Genomic DNA, 18035 nt, shown 5'->3' with positions numbered 1-18035 from the left:
TCGTACTTCAACAAAAATCACCTTTTTTAAACCAGAAAATCCGTCTGCTTTTGACAGACGGATTTTGTTTGTTATTCTCCGGGATGATAGGTTTTCTCAGCGTTTTTCAGGACATCTTTTTTATAGAAAAAGATGTCTTTGTATTGATGATTGATATACCCATCAACCTGATCTGTAAAATGTGGCGAAGCCGGATCAGAACTTGCACCGCCAGTCAAAATCGTTTTGGCTTTCAGTTCTTTACCAAATTCTACCACGGCTACAAAAGTGTTTCCGGTGATACCATAACGGTTTTTCGAGTCAGGACTTTTCTTGCTCACATAGGCATTCAAAGAACCCAGGTATCCAGGCGTTGCTGGTAATGGCCAGCTTTTTTTGCTGTCGGTTCCCAGTTCTCCTTCCGGATTTCTCTGGTAACGGTTAACGGTTCCCCAGGCTACTTTCCATGTTCCAAAATCTTTTGTCAACTCAGCAACGATATCTCTGAGAGCATCTGTCATTTGGCGGGCAGTCAGATTGTCCGTCGATACCGCTGCTCCGTTCGTTACAGAATATCTTTCTTCGTTGGTATATGGTTTTTCCAATTTGGCCACGTCCATTTCAATCACTTTTTCAATCCACATGACGGCAAGTGTCGTAGCGATCGAACTTGTATCGGTTCTGAAATCCCATTTTTTCAAAACCTCAATCGGTCCTGCTAATTCCGGCATTGGCTTTTCTGAACTCGTGTAAGAATAGATCAGATTTGGAATGAAACGTGCCGCATTTGGCAAATAGGTATCATGTGCAGCGGCGATAATATCGTCCATGGTTGCATCCTGAATCTTATCCAGAACCCGAATGGCATCCATTGCACGCGGCGTATGTCCATCCGGGAACATATATTCGGGCTTTTTTGCCATCGTAGAATCGTACTTACCGGTTGCGTACAAAACTGTTGAATTACAATTTTGCAGCCATCCGTTTGCCGGGTTTTTGTAGTTAGGAATTTCATCCAGTGAATAGGTTCCTTTCCATTCCGTTGCATCGGTACTTCCATCCACCGGACGTTTCCAGTTTAATGAAGGATCTTTTTTTGGAACGAAGTTTCCGTGCCAGTAAGCGATATTACCATCTCTGTCGGCGTACATGACGTTACTTCCCGTCATCACACGTTTGTCCATAGAAGCTTTAAACTGATCGAAGTTTTTCGCTTTCATTTTTTCCCAATGCATGGCAAGAAGATCAATACTTCCGTCGATGGTTTTTAAGGAAACCCACTTTTTGTTCAGAATAGAAACTACCGGACCGTGATGCGTGCGGTAAACGGTGAATTTTTTAGTCAGGATTTCATTTCCTTTTTTATAAGGAATTGTGATTTCAGTACTATCAACCGCTTTCATTTCGCCGTTGTATTTGTAATAATACTTTCCATCTTTTTGCTCAACCATTTCTGCGTATAAGTCTTTCCCATCAGACAAAGAAACCGGATGCATCCAGCCAAGATATTCATTGAAACCCTGGAACAAGCTGAATTGGCCAATAAATGGTGCTCCGTAAGAGTTAAGACCTTCTTCACTCGTAACCTGAATTTCAATACGTCCGTAAAACTCTGAATGCGGATTGATCAGGATCATCGCATTTTTGCTTTTCGTACGCGAAGGTGCTATCGCCCAGCCATTTGATCCTGCTGGCTCACGGAAATTGTCTGGTTCAAAACTTGGTAAGTAAGAAGTAAATCTTGGTCCTTTTTTGGAATATAATGCAGCAAAACCAGCCTCGTCGATATTGCTTCCACCCAAAGCAGGGACATTATTCATCAACGACATCCAGGGTTCCATGCGCTTGATCAGCTTTGTCTTTTTGTCTGGATGCGTAATCAGGTAAAGGTTGACACCTCCGGCAAATCCGTCACATAGTTTCTGTAACCATTTTGGAGATTCTTTGTACAGAGCTTTTGCCCGTGTAGAATCGGTGTACATTCTTGTCCAGAGATCTTTATAAATCGCGGCTTCACCATCTATTTCCGACTGACGCCCTAAACGACTGATCAACGACGATTCCAGTTTATCGAAGAATTCTTCGCATTGTACATAACTCATTCCAAAGACAGCCTGCTCATCGGTTTTTGTGTACACATGGGGAACGCCGTACTTATCTTTGACGATAGTAATCTGCGCTGCTTCTTTTTTCAAAGCCTTAATTTCTTTTGGAGAAAATGTCTGTGCTGACACATTGAAGGACAATGCAAGAAAGGCGAAAATGGTTATTTTTTTCATTTTAAAAAGTGGGTTATTTTCCAGTTTTTGGGATTATTGCGGAAATTATTGCGGTGTGCTGCACCTTTACGATCATATTGGAAATCTTTCGCTACAAGTATTTCGGTGCTCCGCAATTTTATTGCGCATTTAGATTTCGCTTGTTTTCCAAAAATATTTTGGTGCTCTGCACCTTTACATCTAATGAAACATATTTGACTTTCTACAAATATGTTGGCGCTCTGCGCCTTTAATAAAATCGAGAGTTTTGAATTTTCATCAATCTTTATTTTGTTAATCTTAACATCAAGATCGCTGTACGTTTCACAATTGCTTCAATTGAATTAAGATTAACATATTCTCCCGGAGCATGGGCACCGCCGCCTTGAACGCCTAAGCCGTCCAGTCCGTCAACATATTGCGCAACAAAAGAAATATCGCCTGCACCTCTTTTTCCCGGATCAAATGCTTTCACTTCGCCTTGTCCCAAATCCAAACTTACTTTATTCAAAACGCTCAACACACCCATATTTCCTTCGGTTGGAGGCATGGCAGGGTAGCCGTCTTTAAACGTGATTTCTGCTTTTGTCAAAGGAAGATTTTTGCCAACAATCGCTGTCATTTTTGCGCGGGCATTTTGTAATTGTTCGTTGGTAAGAAAACGAAGATCTCCGTTTACAACCGTTGTGTTGGCAATCAGATTGGTTTTTCCGGATGCTTTTCCTTCGATTGAAGTTGCCGTCATATCGGTTGCTGTTCCGCCCATGATCAGGCCCGGACTGTATGTCAAATTTGGCTCCTGCAATTCTGTATAGAAAGAATTAAGAATTCTCGCGGTTTCGTAAATCGCTCCTGCGCCAGCATTTGCAGAAAAAATCCCTGATGAATGAGACTGCTTTCCTGAAACTTTCAAAGACCAGCCACTAGCGCCACGACGAGCAACAGTAGCATAATTAAAGCCTGTTCCATTCTCAAATCCCAAAGCAATATCACTTCTTTTTGCAATATCAATAATGTCCTTGCGACTGATCTCAATCGGCGATCCTGCACTTTCTTCGTCACCATGAATGATTACCACAATTTGTCTGTCTTTCAACAAATTGGCTTCTTTCATCGCTTTTAAGGCATAGATCATTACCATGTTTCCACCTTTCATATCACAAGATCCCGGACCAACGGCAATGGTATCTTTTTGTTCCCATTTCTGGAATGGACTGTCCGCTTCAAAAACGGTATCCATGTGCCCGATCAGCAACAATTTCTTTCCTTTTGTTCCTTTGATTTCAGCAATCAAATGTCCGCCGCGATTCATGGATTCAGGCATATCTACCCAGGTCGTAGTGAAACCGATATCTTCAAGCAATTTTTTGTAAAGCGCACCTACTTTTTTAACACCGGCAGGATTTTGTGAGCCACTATTGATATTGACCGTTTCTTCTAAAAACTTTACAGACTCCTTGTGATTTTTTTCAACGTTTTTTGTGATAAGCACTTCTTCTTTTGACAATTTCTGGGCAAAGGACACGGATTGAAGAGAACCCAGTAATCCAAGTAAACCGGCAGTATAAATCTTATATTTCATAATAATGGAGTGATTGAAGCAAATAAATAATTCTGGAATTTAATCAATTCGTGGAAAGGCGGTGCATAAAAACCGCCATACGCTTTATAATTCCTTCAACATAATTCAAATTGACATATTCATCAGGTGCATGCGCGTTTCCGCCAACTGTTCCAAGTCCGTCGACGACATCAATATACTGCGCGATTTGTGTCATATCTCCGCCGCCACGAAGCGCCGGATCGAAAGCCGTAACTTTTCCCTGACCAAGATCCTGACTGGCCTGACTTAGTATACCAAGCAATTTTTCATTACCAGGCGTTGGCGGCATTGCACCTGAACCACCCGTAAAAGTAATTTCTGCTTCGGTATGCGGAAAACCTTCTTTTACAATCGCTAACATTTTAGCACGAGCCTTTTCCATTTGTTCAATAGAAATATAACGGAGGTCTCCTTTTACGATACTTGTTGTGGCTACGATGTTAGATTTCCCAAACGCAGTTCCGCGAAGTCCGGTTGAATCGATATTTGCTTCCGCGCCAGCTACCATAATGCCAGGACTGAATGTCAGGAATTTCTCCTGTAATTCTTCTTTAAAACGGCTCAGGATTCTTGCCGTTTCATAGATCGCACCAGGTCCGGCTTTTTCTGAAAATATTTGTCCGGAGTGAGATTGTTTTGCTGTAACTTTTAAAGTCCAGCCGCTTCCGCCACGTCTTGCGATTGACGCTGAGTTGAATTCTTTTCCGGATTCAAAACAAAGTGCATAATCACTACGCTTGGCTGCGTCCACTAAATCTTTTCTGCTTATTTCAATGGGAGAACCGGCACTTTCTTCGTCGCCGTGGATGACAATTACAATTTGTCTGTCTTTCAACTGGCCGGTTTCATACATCGCTTTCAGCGCATAAAGCATGATCATAATGCCGCCTTTGGTATCATTAGCACCGGGACCGGATGCGATTGAATCTTTCACCGACCATTTTTGAAATGGACTATTGAGATCAAAAACCGTGTCCATATGAGAATTCAGTAACAATTTCTTGCCTTTGGTTCCTTTGATCTCAGCAACCAAATGCCCGCCCCTTTTCATGGAGGCGGGCATATCGACCCAAGTCGTGGTGAAACCCATATCATCAAGCATTTTCCGGTAGATCGCTCCGACCGTTTTCACGCCTTCGGTATTGTTGGTACCGCTATTTATGTTGACGGTTTTTTCAAGAAATTTTACTGCATCCTCATGATTTTTCTCGACATTCTTTACGATTGCAATTTCCTGTTTGGTCAGCTTTTGCGCAGAACTGATTTCCGGCACACCCAGGGCAGAAGCAATGAGAAGAAAAATTATTTTTGACTTCATAAGTTAAAATTTAAATCAAAATCACTTGTTACGATAATCCAGCGCAGGTTTTCTGTCCCCCACCATGGCTTCGTATTTGAAACCGGTCCCTCTTTTTTCATCCAGTTCTTCCTTGGCTGTTTTCAAAACAGACGGATTTTTGAAAATGTCATAAGCTGAAAGTGCCATCGATTTTGCTGCAACCATCATCCCTTTGGTACCAATGGAAGTCCCGCCGCAGGCAACTGCCTGCCAGCTATGACCTGGTGTGCCCGGAACAAAAGTAGCAATGCGCACACCGGCCGTTGGAACCGCCCAGCTCACATCACCCACATCGGTAGAACCACCTCCGCCTTCACGAATTTTTTCTACTTTATAAGGCTGAATTAAAACCGCAGCATCCAGGGATGGAAGTTTGCCTGTGAAAGAAGTCCGGATTTTGTCAGCATACGTTTTTTCTAATTCGCTGTATTTCACTCCGCCAACTTCACTGAGATTTTGATACATGATCTTCGCAAGCGTTTCATTCGGCAGCAAATTAAAGGCCCCACCGGTTACTTCATAGTCCACAGTGGTTTCCGTACCCAAAGCAGCACCTTGCGCCGCCTTCACCACACGTGCAAAAAGATCCTTAACCGTTTGCATTTCAGGATGTCTTACATAATAGTAAACCTCAGCGAAATCCGGAACAACATTGGGAGCTTCTCCACCTTTTGTGATTACATAGTGAATTCTGGCGTCCGAAGGCATATGCTCACGCATCATGTTAACCATATCATCCATCGCCTCAACGCCATCCAGCGCCGAACGCCCCCGATCAGGAGCGGCGGCGGCATGTGCAGAAACACCATGAAAACGAAACTTGGCAGACATATTGGCAAGAGAGGAAGTTGCGTTGGCAAGATTTCTATCGCTTGGATGCCAATGTAAAACTGCATCGATATCATCAAACAAACCGGCTCTTACCATGTACACTTTCCCAGATCCGCCTTCTTCTGCCGGTGTTCCAAAAACGGTAACCGAACCTTTCGTACCGCTGCTTTTCAACCAGTCTTTAACAGCAATTCCGGCAGCTACGGATCCTACGCCAAAAAGATTATGACCACAACCATGTCCGGCTGCTCCGGCCACTGCTTCTTTTTTTTCAGGATCATTGGTTTGAGATAAACCTGGCAAAGCGTCAAATTCCGCAAGAATTCCAACTTTCGGACCATCCGTCCCGTACGTTGCTACAAAAGCAGTCGGAATTCCGGCAACACCGGCAGTTACTTTGAATCCGGCTTCTTTCAATTTTTGTTGTAACAAAGCAGAACTTTTTGTTTCCTGATAACCAGGTTCTGCGTAACTCCAGATTTTTTTTGCAGTTTCTCCATAGGCCGTTGTCAGTTTATCCAGAGAAGAGACAATCGCCTCTTTCTCTGAATTTTTCTGACCGATAACGTCCACAGATAAGTAGCAAAGCAAACCCATCAGAATGACTCGTTTTTTCATCGTTTTATTCTGAACAGATTATTTATAAATGCTAGTAAGCTCAAACAAACCAGGAGCCACCTTAGGACTGCTTGTGTTTGAGTTCAATTCATTTTGAGAATAGATAAAACGACCTGGAAGTTGTGTCCCGTTACTTGGCGTAATTTTGATACCCACCGATTCTGAACGTGTACGGCGCTCATCATCCCATCCGATATGCTGACCGTAGAATGTCACATAACGTTCTTCCAGGATTTCACGAAGAAGAGCCTGATCGGCCGTAATTCCATCTTTATTTTCCATACCGCCGGTTGCGAAATCATCTGCTGTGTAGGCTTCATATTTGTAAGTCCCGGCTACTTTATAGGTTGCATGCAAATAGCCGCCACCGTTTAGAAAAGCACGGTAGTTATTCAAATAGCCCAAAGCAACATCAAAACCTTTACCAGAGCGCAGAGCAGCTTCGGCCATCGTCAGCACATTTTCCTGATAGGTAACCAAAGGAAAACTTGCATCTCTTGCAAAAAATCCACGCGCCGTTGTTGTCGTAGAAGTATTTGGCTCGATAACACCCGGTGCATTTACACCGTTTTCAAGATAATAAAACTTGAATCTGGCTGTTTCAATCGTCTTTGCATTTCCACGATATTTTGCATTTGCTGGATTAAGCAGGAAGGTAAGATATGAATCTTCACCCGTGATACTTCCCGCACGAATGTTTGTTAAAAAGCTATAATTGGCATTTTCATTAACACTCGCCGTTGTTCCGTGAAGAGAATATAATGAATTGGCAAATGTACTTACACCGGTGGTCGCAGCCGTCAATGCGGCATCGTACTGTTTTGTATCTGTCAAAAGACGCGCTTTCAAGGTATAGGCAACCTGTTTCCATTTCGTTGCATCACCACCCAGGTAAATGTCTTCCGTGGTAACAATTCCAATTCCAGATTCAAGATCTGCAATCGCTTCATCAAGACGGGCAAGCAATTTTGGATATAATTCAGCCTGTGTTTCAAATTTTGGATTTGGAAATTCTGCTGTGTTACCAGCTTCTGAGTAAGGAATATCTCCCCATAATTCCGTAGCCGTCGCCATCCCATTCACCTGAACAATTTTAGCTATTCCGGCCATTTTCCGGTTACCCAGCGCTTCCGCTTTTTCGATGGCAATTAACGCATTTTTATTAACGCCTGCGAAAAACAAGTTCCAGTCATCATCAAAGTTACTCGCCGTAATCTGGTACAAATACCAGGTTCCCAATTGCTGAAATGTTCCTTTTCCATAACCTGTCCAAACGATGGCAAGGCGACTGGCAAGTCCTTCCTGCGCAGCCATGTTTGCGATTTCTGTTCCGGTGAAAACATATCTTGCCGGTGCGTCAGTAGCGTTGTTTGGATCTTTGTTCAAATCGTCAACGATTCCTTCGCAGGAAATAAAACCGAGGCCAACCAGCAGTGCAAACACTGATTTATAAATACTTTTCATGAGTTACCAATTTTGAAATTAATAATTGACTTTAAGACTGAACACCAATGATTTTGTGTTCGGGTTGTTGAAGTAATCTACCCCACGCGCGTTACCAACACCAGAGACGTTTGTTTCCGGATCCACACCAACAATTTTTGTCCATAAAATCGGGTTTCGCGCTGTTACTGTAAAATCAACTGATTGAAGTTTTGTTTTCTTCTTAAAACCAGCGGATTTTAAACTGTATCCAAGAGAAATTTCACGGATACGTGTCCAGCTACCATCTTTCACAAATTGTTCAGCCAACTGTCCTGAGTGACCGCCGATGGAAGTATAGAAAGACTGGTCAAGCAAAACAGGTCCTCCGCCGTAATCAGCGATATTTCCTCTTACTGTTGTTCCGGCAGCTGTAAGCTTCCCAGCGTAGTTATAAGTATCCTGAGCCAAAGTTACTTCATGCCCAACATCCGCATAGGTACCGAAGTTTACCAACACCCCTTTTGTTCCTTCATAAAAACTACCACCCTGAGAAGTTTCAAAAAGTACATTAAGCGACACATTTTTGTACGACACATTTGTACCGAAACCACCTCTCCATTTCGGGTTAGGATTTCCAATAATAGCAAGGGTTGTGCTCAACTGAGGGAAACCATTTGCGGTTAAATCCATTTCGCCGTTTTCCTTGCGTTTATATGTACCACCGTAAAAAGATGACAAAGCATGTCCAACGTTCGCTACTGTACTAAGCGCACCACCAGTAAATGTGATGATTTGTGTTCCGCCTAAATCGGTAACTTCATTGGTATTTTTGCTCCAATTGGCAAATACATTTACATTCCAGTCTTTTTTCTGGAAAACGTTCATGTTAAGATCCACTTCAAGACCTTTGTTCTGCATTTTACCAGCGTTGGTATATTTCTGAGTAAAACCAGTTGAACCGGCTGCCGAAACCTGCAAAAGAAGATCTTTAATTTCGTTTTGATAATAGGTAAATCCGGCAGAAAGTTTGTTTTTGAAAAAACGAAGATCCGTTCCTAATTCAAATTCAGTTTTACGCTCTGGTCTTAGATTTGGATCGCCCTGTGTGTAGCTCTGTACATACGCCCCGCCATATCCGCCACCGTCTAGATTTGTTGCCCAGCTACCAAATGAAGCATTTACAAAAGAGGTAGTATTTTTATAGGCGTCTGGCTGAATACCAACAACACCAAAAGAACCACGAATTTTACCAAAGGAAAGAATTTCATTATTAGACAGCCCGGGAAGTTGGGTAAACTGCCAGGCTACATCCGTTGAAGGATAGTAAAAAGTAGATTTGGAAGCACTACCGAACGTTGAACCTGCCTCACCGGCTGCCGAAACATTTAGATAAAGCTGATCATAAAATCCCAAATTCAAAGTCGAATAAAGACGAGCCATGCGACGATGTTTTTCACTGTTGTAAGGATAGTTGTTGGCAAAAGTTGAGTTGGTAAAGTTGGCAGGAGCATCTTCCAAAATAAAATTGTTCATCAATCCGCCCAAGCTATTATACTTTCTGTCGTTCACATTAAAACCAACAATCAGCGTCCCGGTGATGTCCTTTGTAATATTATGCGTCGCACGACCAATTACGTCCATGTTCAATTCCGTTTCCTTAATCATTTGCTGCTCGTACTGACCAGCACCGGAATTCGCTACCGAGTTAACCGGGTTGTTTGTAACACGTCTGTCTGTATACGTATCTAGACCTCCTCTTGCTGTGATATTGAACCAGTTTGTCGGACTAACAACCGCCTCAGTACTCATGATAAAACGATCAACTTCTGAAAGGTTTGTCAGCTCATGAATAGTCCACAACGGGTCATTGTAACTTGGGTTGGCAGATGCTCCCAGGTAATTTCTATACGAACGCTGACGGTTTGCAATAGCAGAAGCAGTTGGGGAAGAGAAATAAGAGCCCTTCCAGTAACGGCTGTCAAAGTCAGGAGAAGAGCGAAGCATACCAAGGTAAAGACCACTGGTATTATCACCTTTCTGAATACGGTTTGATGTTGTTTTTACATACGTTGCGTTCGTTGAAATTCTAAGAATGTCATTAAACTGGCGTGTGCTGTTAAAACGAACTGAACTTCTTTTATAATCACTTTGACCTGCGAAAATCCCTTTTTGAGAAAGGTTGCCAAGGCTTAGATAAAAGTTCCCTTTTTCATTACCTCCGCTGATTGCGAGGTTATTATCAAAATAAGTCCCGGTACGGAAAACAGCATCTTCGCGTGCCTTGTTATAAGTTTCCTGAGAATTCTTTTTGATGATCGGATAAAAAGTCGGGCCGTTATACGCTTCAAAACGTGCTCCGTTCATATTTACATCATCCGCAGCACCAGAGCGCGTAGAGATTTTATCTCCCCAGGAATATTGTGTCGTTGGGTTATAAATACCACCAGAACCCTGCCCATATGCAGACTGCAACGGATGCAATACATTTACTTTGTCAAAAGATGCAGTAGAAGTATAACTGATATTCATTTTCTTGTCATCAGCACCTCGTTTTGTGGTGATAACGATTACACCGTTTGCTGCGCGTGAACCCCACAAACCTGCCGCCGAAGCACCTTTTAGAACCTGCATACTGGCAATGTCTTCCGGGTTGATATCATTCAAACGAGATTGCTGAGCCACACCACCACGGGCATCACCTTCGGTTGTATTACTCATCGGAATACCATCAATAATGACCAAAGGCTGATTAGAACCTGTAATTGTATTCTGACCACGGATCTGGATATTGGAACCTGCTCCCGGGTCACCGCTTGAACGCGAAATCTGAACACCGGCAGCTTTACCAGCCAAACCGTTGATCACACCCGTTTCACCGGAACGACGGATATCATCGGCTTTGATCGTAGATGATGTCGAGCCCATTCTGTCTTTATTTTCTCTAAAACCAAGTGCGGTAACTACTACTTCGCTAAGTTGTTTTGAATCGGTAAGTAACGAAACATTAATTGTCGAAAGGCTTCCAACCGGAACTTCCTTTGAAATAAAACCAAGAAAAGAAAAAACGAGAATATCGCTTTGGGCAGGAACTTCAATGGTGTAATTCCCTTCGGCATCCGTTGAGGTCCCGGTCATGCTCCCTTTGATCACAACGTTCACACCAGGAATTCCCGAACCGTCTTCTTCCGAAGTAACTTTACCCTTCACAGTAACTGCAACAGAGGCATGGCGCTCATCTCTGATCTTTCCGTTACCGCTGGACCGGGCCGGATGACTCAGGCTTCCGGCTAGCAAAACAATCCAAAGTGCAAGGGCCTTTTTGGGTAAGGATTTATTCATAATTATCTATCATTATTGGGTTAAACTTAATTCAGCTCAGATAAAATTTATTCTATCACGACGATATCCCTTCAAACGAAATTCAAGTATTTATTTTTTCATTTTTAAAAACAACAGCCGTTAATTCTGCCATTTTAATAAGAGACAATATTAAATTTTGAAATATATACTATATGACAATCGTGAAAATTCGAAGGGTACCCTGTATTTTGATATTCTTTAAAAGTTTAAATTCTTTCCTCTTATCAGAATAAAAGGAATAGAAATTCGATTAAAAACGGACGTTTTTATGACAGCGAAGAAGAAATTCAGGAGTTATTTTTAGAAAAATTGAAGAATAAAATAGCGTACAATATCAGGTCAAAAAATTCGTTGATGACTTTCTTTTTTTCGCGCTTTCAGCTCTTTACTTTATTTACTAATATTGTATAAAGTTGATGTAAAATCTATATCAATTACAATTACATCATTAGATATATAAGATATATAAAGATAACCTCCTGTATTTTTGCACTTTAAATCTTTTTTAACTTTACAATCTAAGTCTAGTATAACACTGTTATGATAAGAATGAGTATATTACACTGTTAGTTATAAACTCTTCCATTTCATGAAAAGCCAAGCGTTTCAATTTTCTTTGACAAGAGAAATATCAAAGAAGGGTATTAATCAGTCAGATGGGCTGTTTATTTCAACGGAGAGCAGAAATACTACTCGACGGGACTGGTTATTGATAAGCATGAGGTTGAGTTTCTGAAAAAAACAAGAGTGGATTGAGTGGTAAAATAAAGGATCTATCGCTTCGAACATTATGGAACCGGGTTTATGGCGAGAGTTATATTGACTCATTAACCGAATTGCCTGCGGAAAGCATATCAAAAATAGGCCAGCGTACCCTCGCTCAAATTGAGTCCTATTTACTTTTCAACTTTTTGGAAACGTCGTTGCCGGCAAATTTAAGCCCGACGATAGAGAAGTTTATCCAACTGATTTATTAAAGGCGCTATCATTAAGAAGCGTAAAGCTTGAAAAAGATGAAAAGCTGGGAAATTCTGACCTGTTCAAATACACAGCACGTAGTTTTATGAAATTTGCTGTCTTTAAAAACTACACATCTCAAAATAATCCGGAAATTCCTTTTCACATTGTTACGGAAAAGTTTTTAAGAGACTAGGAAAAATGGATGCTAAAATCTGGCAAAACTAAAAAGTCAAAAGGGAAAGGTCAACCCAAACCATTACAACTCCCTGCCAGCACCACGATGATAGGTATCTATTGCCGTAATGCAAGGACTGTTTTCAATGAAGCAATAAATGAAAAAGTAATTGATGCTGATCTTTATCCTTTCAAAAAGAACGACTATAAAATACCTTCGTCAAGAAATAAGAAAAAGGCTTTAGACGAATCGGTTCTATATTCAATCTTTAATTATGAATGTAAGCCAGGATCAAACTTTAATTATGAATGTAAGCCAGGATCAAAAAAAGAGCAGGGCCGTGACCTCTCGATATTATCGTACCTCTGCAATGGTATAAACCTTACTGATTTATGTAATCTGAGAAGATTTCAAAAAGATTTCGCAAATGGCTACATTGATATAATACGCGAAAAAACGAAAGAGACTAATAGAGAACATCAGCAGCATATTCGGATAATGCTTGGAGAAAAGGTTTTAGAAATAATTGAAAGTGGGGAAATCCAGATCAGCGAGACGGGAGTTACCTATTTCCTTTTATTGACGACTATATGACACTGAGAGAAAAGAAACAAGCAATACTCCGTGTAATTACCAGTGTAAATTATCACATGAATAAAATCGCTACAAATCTCGATATTGATGTTAAAATAAACACCTACGAGGCACGGCATAGCTTTGCGACAACCCTACTCCGTTCTGATGCTCCATTGGCATTTATTTCTCAGTCTCTGGGTCATTCAAGTATGGCGACGACTCAAAGGTATCTTGGATCTTTTGAAGTTGGTAAAGCGAAGGAATATTTGAGTGCTTTGATACCTAAATCTCCGGAAAGTGAATCGTAAAAAAATATCTGAAATGAATTAAGTGTGATCCGACCGAGGATTACTCTGCCTGAACTATGGCTCAATTTATCCAGCGTTTTTTTGAATTGTTATAAGTGTATTTATTTCCACCTATAATTCACTAGTTAATGTTTGTGTTGTTTCTGGGGTACAGGAATTAGTAGTGACAATAATATAGCCAGTTATCCGCTTATTAATCAGTCCTTTATGAATAAGCCCGGCTTATTCATTTAAAATAGCTTACAGATAAGTTTGTCGAAGCAACATTAAACTGGAAAGCATTTTCATTTGTGAAGCCAAAAGTTTTATTATTTGCGATAACAATATTATCAGACGTACTACTATATTCCCTATATAAACCTGTCCCATTTGAGTTAGGTTTACTAATAGGTGTGAATATGGCATCCTTATAAACTACATTGTCTGTAATTTTACCAAATGCAGTACCTGTTCCATCTAAGTAAAGCACAGGGGCTAATGCGTTTTTCGAAAAATAAGAATTACCAGAAAATTGATTACGGCACATTTCAAAGTGTTTAACATTTCCCTTGAAGATGCCAGTTACACGAAGCGTATTTATTTCTGTATTATTGTTGAATTTGAATCCATTTACATTTTTAATAACAAAAATTTCCCCTAATTCCCGCATTGTATTGTTAATCACTTCTATATTTTCGGCACCATCTGCTGAAATAAGGATTCTATCATCTTGAAGAGATGTACTTTCAAATTTACAATGTTTTATTTTGGCATTTATTGAATTACTTAAGTCAAAAAACTTATATAGATTGGATGAATTATATCTAACATTTAAACATTTAGAATTTTCAAAATATAGATTTTTACATCTATAAGTTACAGTGCCAACATCTCTCGGCCTTGTTCTGATTGCATTGTTAAATTCACAGTTTTCGAATTTATGATTTTTCGTACCAACAAGTTCTATTGAAAAAAATCTACTTTGTTGGTAAGCAAATTTACAATTAGTAAATACAATACCACTTGCTGTATAAGAATCGTAATCCCAAGATACATTCCCATCAAAAAGGCAGTGGTCGAATTTAACGGAGATTTCGTCTTTGGGACTGTAAGCAGTTCTGGCCCCTATCATATTGTTGAGAAACTTACAACCAATGAATAACACATCTTTCAGTTGAACTAATGAATTATTGGTATCTCTTTCAAGGTCAACGCCACTTTGAGGGTCCTGCCCTTTAATATTGGAAAATTCACACCCATAAAACGTTAATTTCGAACCTCCGTCAATACTCATCCCTTGCCTTCTGTTGTGATGAGATTTGGTGTTTCTTATCGTAATGTTAGAATTCACAATGTAATTATGGAGATAATCAGGAGATAGATTAATGCCATCAGCCCACATTTTAGAAATATCTACATTTTCAATTAATACGTTTTTTGAACCTTGCAGTGATATTCCATAACCCCATTGCCCTTCATCGAAAGTACCATCGGCGCGCTTATGTTCGTTTAATGCCGGATCTAAATCAAAGTCCCCTATAATATTACCGCCTCTGATTGTAACGTTCTCTTTGTTCCAAATCGTAATGAAGTTATATGCATGCATAAATGTACCTCTCATTTTAAGCGTTACGTTATCTCTCATCTCAAAGGTTCTGTTCGATGGAATGTTTATCCCTCCGGGCGATCCGTTTCCATCGCCCGCTTGCCACCACGTAATCCCAGCAGGATCTCGATCGTAACGGTAATAAGAGCCTCCTTCACCTCCTCTATTCCCCCGGCACCAATATTTACCAGAATATGTTATCACAACTTTTGGGGCTATCTTCAAGGCGTTATTAATAACCAAAGTATTTCTATCGACCACAGAAACAGTGTTAATTTCTGGTTGTAATGTAAGCAATCGCCTGTATCCATCTTTCAAGGCTGATCAGTAATAATGAGCTTTGGGGTATGAAAAAAGAACAACACAAATCCCAGCAACGGTATCACCAGCTCTATCTTCGATGGAAAAGTAGCGGAAAAGGTGCTCGTGTATTCTGCGAGCAGGAATCCGTTAAGTATTCAACATTCTGGTATTGGGCCAAAAGGTTTAAAGCCAGTACTCTTCCGGAGGCTGAGTTCATCGAAATGAAGGTTAATAAGATCGAAGTAAAGTCTTCTCAACCAGTCGCGGAACTTCGAGTGACCGACAAAAGTGCTCTTGTTTTCTATGAGTTGCCAGAGCCCTCATGGGTAAAAGCACTACTGGCTTAACCGATGCTGTCTTTATCTTCTTCTACACGTTACTTCTTGTTCAGCCAGCCTGTGGATATGCGCTGCGGAGTCTATTCGCTCGCAGGCCTGGTACAAAACGGTTTAAAGCTGAACCCGCTATCAGGTGATGTCTTTGTGTTTATTGGAAAACGAGCTAATCAGGTGCGTCTGCTACAATGGGATGGCGACGGCTACGCACTCTATGCAAAACGATTAGAGGCAGGTACCTTTGAGCGCCCGTCAGATAAAAAATTACTGATCTCTACGAGGGAACTGACGCTAATTTTACAAGGTGTTAAGTTAAAATCTGTTCAGCTGCGCAAGCGTTATAAACAACTGTCCACCTATTAAAAAGCGCATAATATTTTTTAGAAAGTGGCCTTCACGGGTTGATAAGCCACTTTTTTGGTGTATTTTTATAGTATGACCGCAGCAGAACCAGACTATAAATTATTATACGAACAGGCCCAGCAGAAGCTGGAGCAGACCGAGCAAAAACTTAGGCTGGCGCTGTTGGATGCTAATGAATTACGCAGAAAACTTTTCGGAATAAGATCTGATAACAGAGTAAAAAAACATCTGGAAGGGCAACTTGATCTTTTCCCTTTAGGTGCCACATCTGAGGATATACAAAACTCGGAAGAACTTGCAGTTAGGGAAGCTAAGAGTCTTAACCAGGAGCAGGACAACCAAGGTGAAAAGCGTCAGAAAGCAGCTCGCACAAGAATGGTATTGCCAGACGAGCTGGAAAGGGAAGAAGTCATAATTGATCCTGAAGGTGATCTGACTGAATATAAAGTGATTGGTCAGGAAGTCACTGAAATACTGGTAATGGTCCCTGCCTGCTTCAAGGTGCGCAGAATCGTTCGCCGCAAGTGGGCATTGAGAGATTCTGTTAACTCAGATGCAAAGGGTGTACTGATTGCACCAATACCATCCCGGACAATCCAACGAGGTCTCTTTGATGAATCCGTCCTTGCACATCTTCTTACCGGTAAATTCGTGGATCATCTCCCACTGTACCGGCAAAAGCAGATCTTCGAGCGGATAGGAATGAAAATCCCGCCTTCGACACTAACGGATAATACCAATGCAGCATGTAAATCCCTGGAACCGATCTACAATGCTTTGAAGCGTGAAGTATTGGCCAATCTGTACTTGCAGATTGACGAGACCAGCATACAGGTCCTGGAAAACAGCGGAAAGAAAGGAAGCTCTCACAAGGGCTACTTGTGGGCTTATCATGCCCCTGCAGATGGACTGGTTTTCTTCGATTATTGTCCAGGGCGAGATAAAACAGGACCGGAAAGAATATTAAAAGACTTCTCAGGCGTTATCCAGACTGATGGATACAATGTCTATCAGAGCCTTTTTGAGAAGAATCAATCCATCTACCATTACTTTTGTATGTCCCATATCCGCAGGAAGTTTGATGAAGCGGTTAAAAATGACAACCAGAGAGCTGCTTGGGCGGTAGGAACTATCGGTCAGCTTTACGGGATTGAAAAGGAAATCCGTGAGCATACGCCACCACTCAGTGAAGGTCAGATTGTCGAAAAAAGGATGACGAAAGCCCTGCCGATACTCACCCAACTACACGAATGGATGCAGCAGGAGTATCCCAAAGTACTACCACAGAGTCCTATTGGAAAGGCGATTGGATATGCTCTTCCATTGATGGAAAGTATGAGACTATATGCGCTCCATGGAGATTTACAAATCGATAATAATCTGATCGAGAATGCTATCAGACCAATCGCATTGGGTCGGCGTAATTACCTCTTTGCAGGCACGCATGACACTGCTCAAAATGCTGCCATGATCTATTCTCTTTTCGCCACATGTAAAAAGCATGGAGTAAATCCGAACGACTGGCTGCTGGATATTCTTCGCAAAATGAATGATCCTGATTATGATGGTAGATTCTCAGACCTTCTTCCAAACCGCTGGAAACTGAATCAATAATCTCTGTATTACACCTCTTGGAAAAATAGGGGGATGCCCGACTGCTTACGTTGTAATCCATAATAAGCCACGTCACAAATTAAGAATTTGTGCTCTAATTTTAGGTTTGAATCTATTTGTATTATGCTGCCTTGGTCATCAGCCTGTGTTGTAGATGATTTATAATATGCAATAACTCCCGGCGTATCTCCATAAGTATAATAACCATGGAGTAGAACTCCTTTATAATTGTTGTTTTTTATATCGGCTCTTTCTTGATCTGACATAGACCGCATTTCCTGCATCGTGTTCTTATGAAGGTAAGTATTAACATTCCTTTCGGTATTACTGAGGTGGGCCGAAACGCAAAATGAATAAGCCAGACAGATAAACAAAAGTAATTTTTTCATAAACTAAATAGAAT

13 protein-coding genes are annotated in these 18035 nt (G+C 41.1%); 5 read left to right on the top strand and 8 right to left on the bottom strand.

The features are described from left to right. Positions 1–71: 71 nt before the first annotated feature. The 6 genes from IEE83_RS13105 to IEE83_RS13080 form a co-directional block, all read right to left on the bottom strand. The gene (locus IEE83_RS13105) at positions 72–2258 is read right to left on the bottom strand and encodes a penicillin acylase family protein (protein WP_194121007.1); all 2187 of its coding nucleotides are present in this window, start codon (positions 2256–2258) and stop codon (positions 72–74) included. A gap of 265 nt (positions 2259–2523) precedes the next feature. Beyond that, the gene (locus tag IEE83_RS13100) at positions 2524–3819 is read right to left on the bottom strand and encodes a M20/M25/M40 family metallo-hydrolase (protein ID WP_194121006.1); all 1296 of its coding nucleotides are present in this window, start codon (positions 3817–3819) and stop codon (positions 2524–2526) included. 43 nt (positions 3820–3862) lie between these two features. Continuing rightward, positions 3863–5158: a M20/M25/M40 family metallo-hydrolase gene (locus tag IEE83_RS13095; protein ID WP_194121005.1), complete on the bottom strand. Its 1296-nt coding sequence runs from the start codon at positions 5156–5158 to the stop codon at positions 3863–3865. Between the two features lie 21 nt (positions 5159–5179). Further along, positions 5180–6628: an amidohydrolase gene (locus tag IEE83_RS13090; RefSeq protein ID WP_194121004.1), complete on the bottom strand. Its 1449-nt coding sequence runs from the start codon at positions 6626–6628 to the stop codon at positions 5180–5182. An 18-nt stretch (positions 6629–6646) separates the two neighbouring features. After that, on the bottom strand, positions 6647–8092 hold the full coding sequence (locus IEE83_RS13085; RefSeq protein WP_194121003.1) for a SusD/RagB family nutrient-binding outer membrane lipoprotein: 1446 nt from the start codon (positions 8090–8092) through the stop codon (positions 6647–6649). An 18-nt stretch (positions 8093–8110) separates the two neighbouring features. Further along, the gene (locus IEE83_RS13080) at positions 8111–11392 is read right to left on the bottom strand and encodes a SusC/RagA family TonB-linked outer membrane protein (RefSeq protein ID WP_194121002.1); all 3282 of its coding nucleotides are present in this window, start codon (positions 11390–11392) and stop codon (positions 8111–8113) included. A gap of 1183 nt (positions 11393–12575) precedes the next feature. Between IEE83_RS13080 and IEE83_RS13075 the strand changes: the two genes are divergently transcribed. Together IEE83_RS13075 and IEE83_RS13070 are read left to right on the top strand one after the other, a co-directional pair. Beyond that, positions 12576–13142: a site-specific integrase gene (locus IEE83_RS13075; RefSeq protein WP_194121001.1), complete on the top strand. Its 567-nt coding sequence runs from the start codon at positions 12576–12578 to the stop codon at positions 13140–13142. Then, positions 13139–13432 (top strand): tyrosine-type recombinase/integrase, encoded by a 294-nt coding sequence (locus IEE83_RS13070; protein ID WP_194121000.1) that lies wholly within the window; start codon positions 13139–13141, stop codon positions 13430–13432. Before IEE83_RS13075 ends, IEE83_RS13070 begins: the two co-directional genes overlap by 4 nt. A gap of 226 nt (positions 13433–13658) precedes the next feature. On the opposite strand, the gene IEE83_RS13065 is transcribed toward IEE83_RS13070, so the two are convergent. After that, positions 13659–15335, bottom strand: coding sequence for a right-handed parallel beta-helix repeat-containing protein (locus IEE83_RS13065; protein ID WP_194120999.1), 1677 nt, complete (start codon positions 15333–15335; stop codon positions 13659–13661). A 29-nt stretch (positions 15336–15364) separates the two neighbouring features. Here IEE83_RS13065 and tnpA point away from each other — a divergent pair, with 29 nt between their 5' ends. The 3 genes from tnpA (at position 15365) to tnpC (ending at position 17632) form a co-directional block, all read left to right on the top strand. Continuing rightward, a complete protein-coding gene (tnpA, locus tag IEE83_RS13060; protein ID WP_194119097.1) occupies positions 15365–15667 on the top strand; it encodes an IS66 family insertion sequence element accessory protein TnpA in 303 nt (100 codons plus the stop codon). A gap of 3 nt (positions 15668–15670) precedes the next feature. Continuing rightward, positions 15671–16018, top strand: a complete 348-nt coding sequence (gene tnpB, locus IEE83_RS13055; protein ID WP_131962091.1) for an IS66 family insertion sequence element accessory protein TnpB — start codon at positions 15671–15673, stop codon at positions 16016–16018. A gap of 72 nt (positions 16019–16090) precedes the next feature. Further along, on the top strand, positions 16091–17632 hold the full coding sequence (gene tnpC, locus IEE83_RS13050) for an IS66 family transposase (RefSeq protein WP_194119096.1): 1542 nt from the start codon (positions 16091–16093) through the stop codon (positions 17630–17632). 8 nt (positions 17633–17640) lie between these two features. Here the strand turns inward: tnpC and IEE83_RS13045 are convergent, their stop codons facing one another. Then, positions 17641–17898 (bottom strand): hypothetical protein, encoded by a 258-nt coding sequence (locus tag IEE83_RS13045; RefSeq protein ID WP_194120998.1) that lies wholly within the window; start codon positions 17896–17898, stop codon positions 17641–17643. Positions 17899–18035: the final 137 nt, after the last annotated feature.

The organism is Dyadobacter subterraneus (genome assembly GCF_015221875.1).
GTDB lineage: Bacteria > Bacteroidota > Bacteroidia > Cytophagales > Spirosomataceae > Dyadobacter > Dyadobacter subterraneus.
This window is presented reverse-complemented; position numbering and strand designations above follow the sequence as displayed.

Excerpts from the sequence above, each read along its gene's own strand:
- IEE83_RS13105 (WP_194121007.1), bottom strand. The coding sequence starts at position 2,258 with ATGAAAAAAATAACCATTTTCGCCTTTCTTGCATTGTCCTTCAATGTG.
- IEE83_RS13100 (WP_194121006.1), bottom strand. The coding sequence starts at position 3,819 with ATGAAATATAAGATTTATACTGCCGGTTTACTTGGATTACTGGGTTCT.
- IEE83_RS13095 (WP_194121005.1), bottom strand. The coding sequence starts at position 5,158 with ATGAAGTCAAAAATAATTTTTCTTCTCATTGCTTCTGCCCTGGGTGTG.
- IEE83_RS13090 (WP_194121004.1), bottom strand. The coding sequence starts at position 6,628 with ATGAAAAAACGAGTCATTCTGATGGGTTTGCTTTGCTACTTATCTGTG.
- IEE83_RS13085 (WP_194121003.1), bottom strand. The coding sequence starts at position 8,092 with ATGAAAAGTATTTATAAATCAGTGTTTGCACTGCTGGTTGGCCTCGGT.
- IEE83_RS13080 (WP_194121002.1), bottom strand. The coding sequence starts at position 11,392 with ATGAATAAATCCTTACCCAAAAAGGCCCTTGCACTTTGGATTGTTTTG.
- IEE83_RS13075 (WP_194121001.1), top strand. The coding sequence starts at position 12,576 with ATGCTAAAATCTGGCAAAACTAAAAAGTCAAAAGGGAAAGGTCAACCC.
- IEE83_RS13070 (WP_194121000.1), top strand. The coding sequence starts at position 13,139 with ATGACACTGAGAGAAAAGAAACAAGCAATACTCCGTGTAATTACCAGT.
- tnpA (WP_194119097.1), top strand. The coding sequence starts at position 15,365 with ATGAAAAAAGAACAACACAAATCCCAGCAACGGTATCACCAGCTCTAT.
- tnpB (WP_131962091.1), top strand. The coding sequence starts at position 15,671 with ATGCTGTCTTTATCTTCTTCTACACGTTACTTCTTGTTCAGCCAGCCT.
- tnpC (WP_194119096.1), top strand. The coding sequence starts at position 16,091 with ATGACCGCAGCAGAACCAGACTATAAATTATTATACGAACAGGCCCAG.
- IEE83_RS13045 (WP_194120998.1), bottom strand. The coding sequence starts at position 17,898 with ATGTCAGATCAAGAAAGAGCCGATATAAAAAACAACAATTATAAAGGA.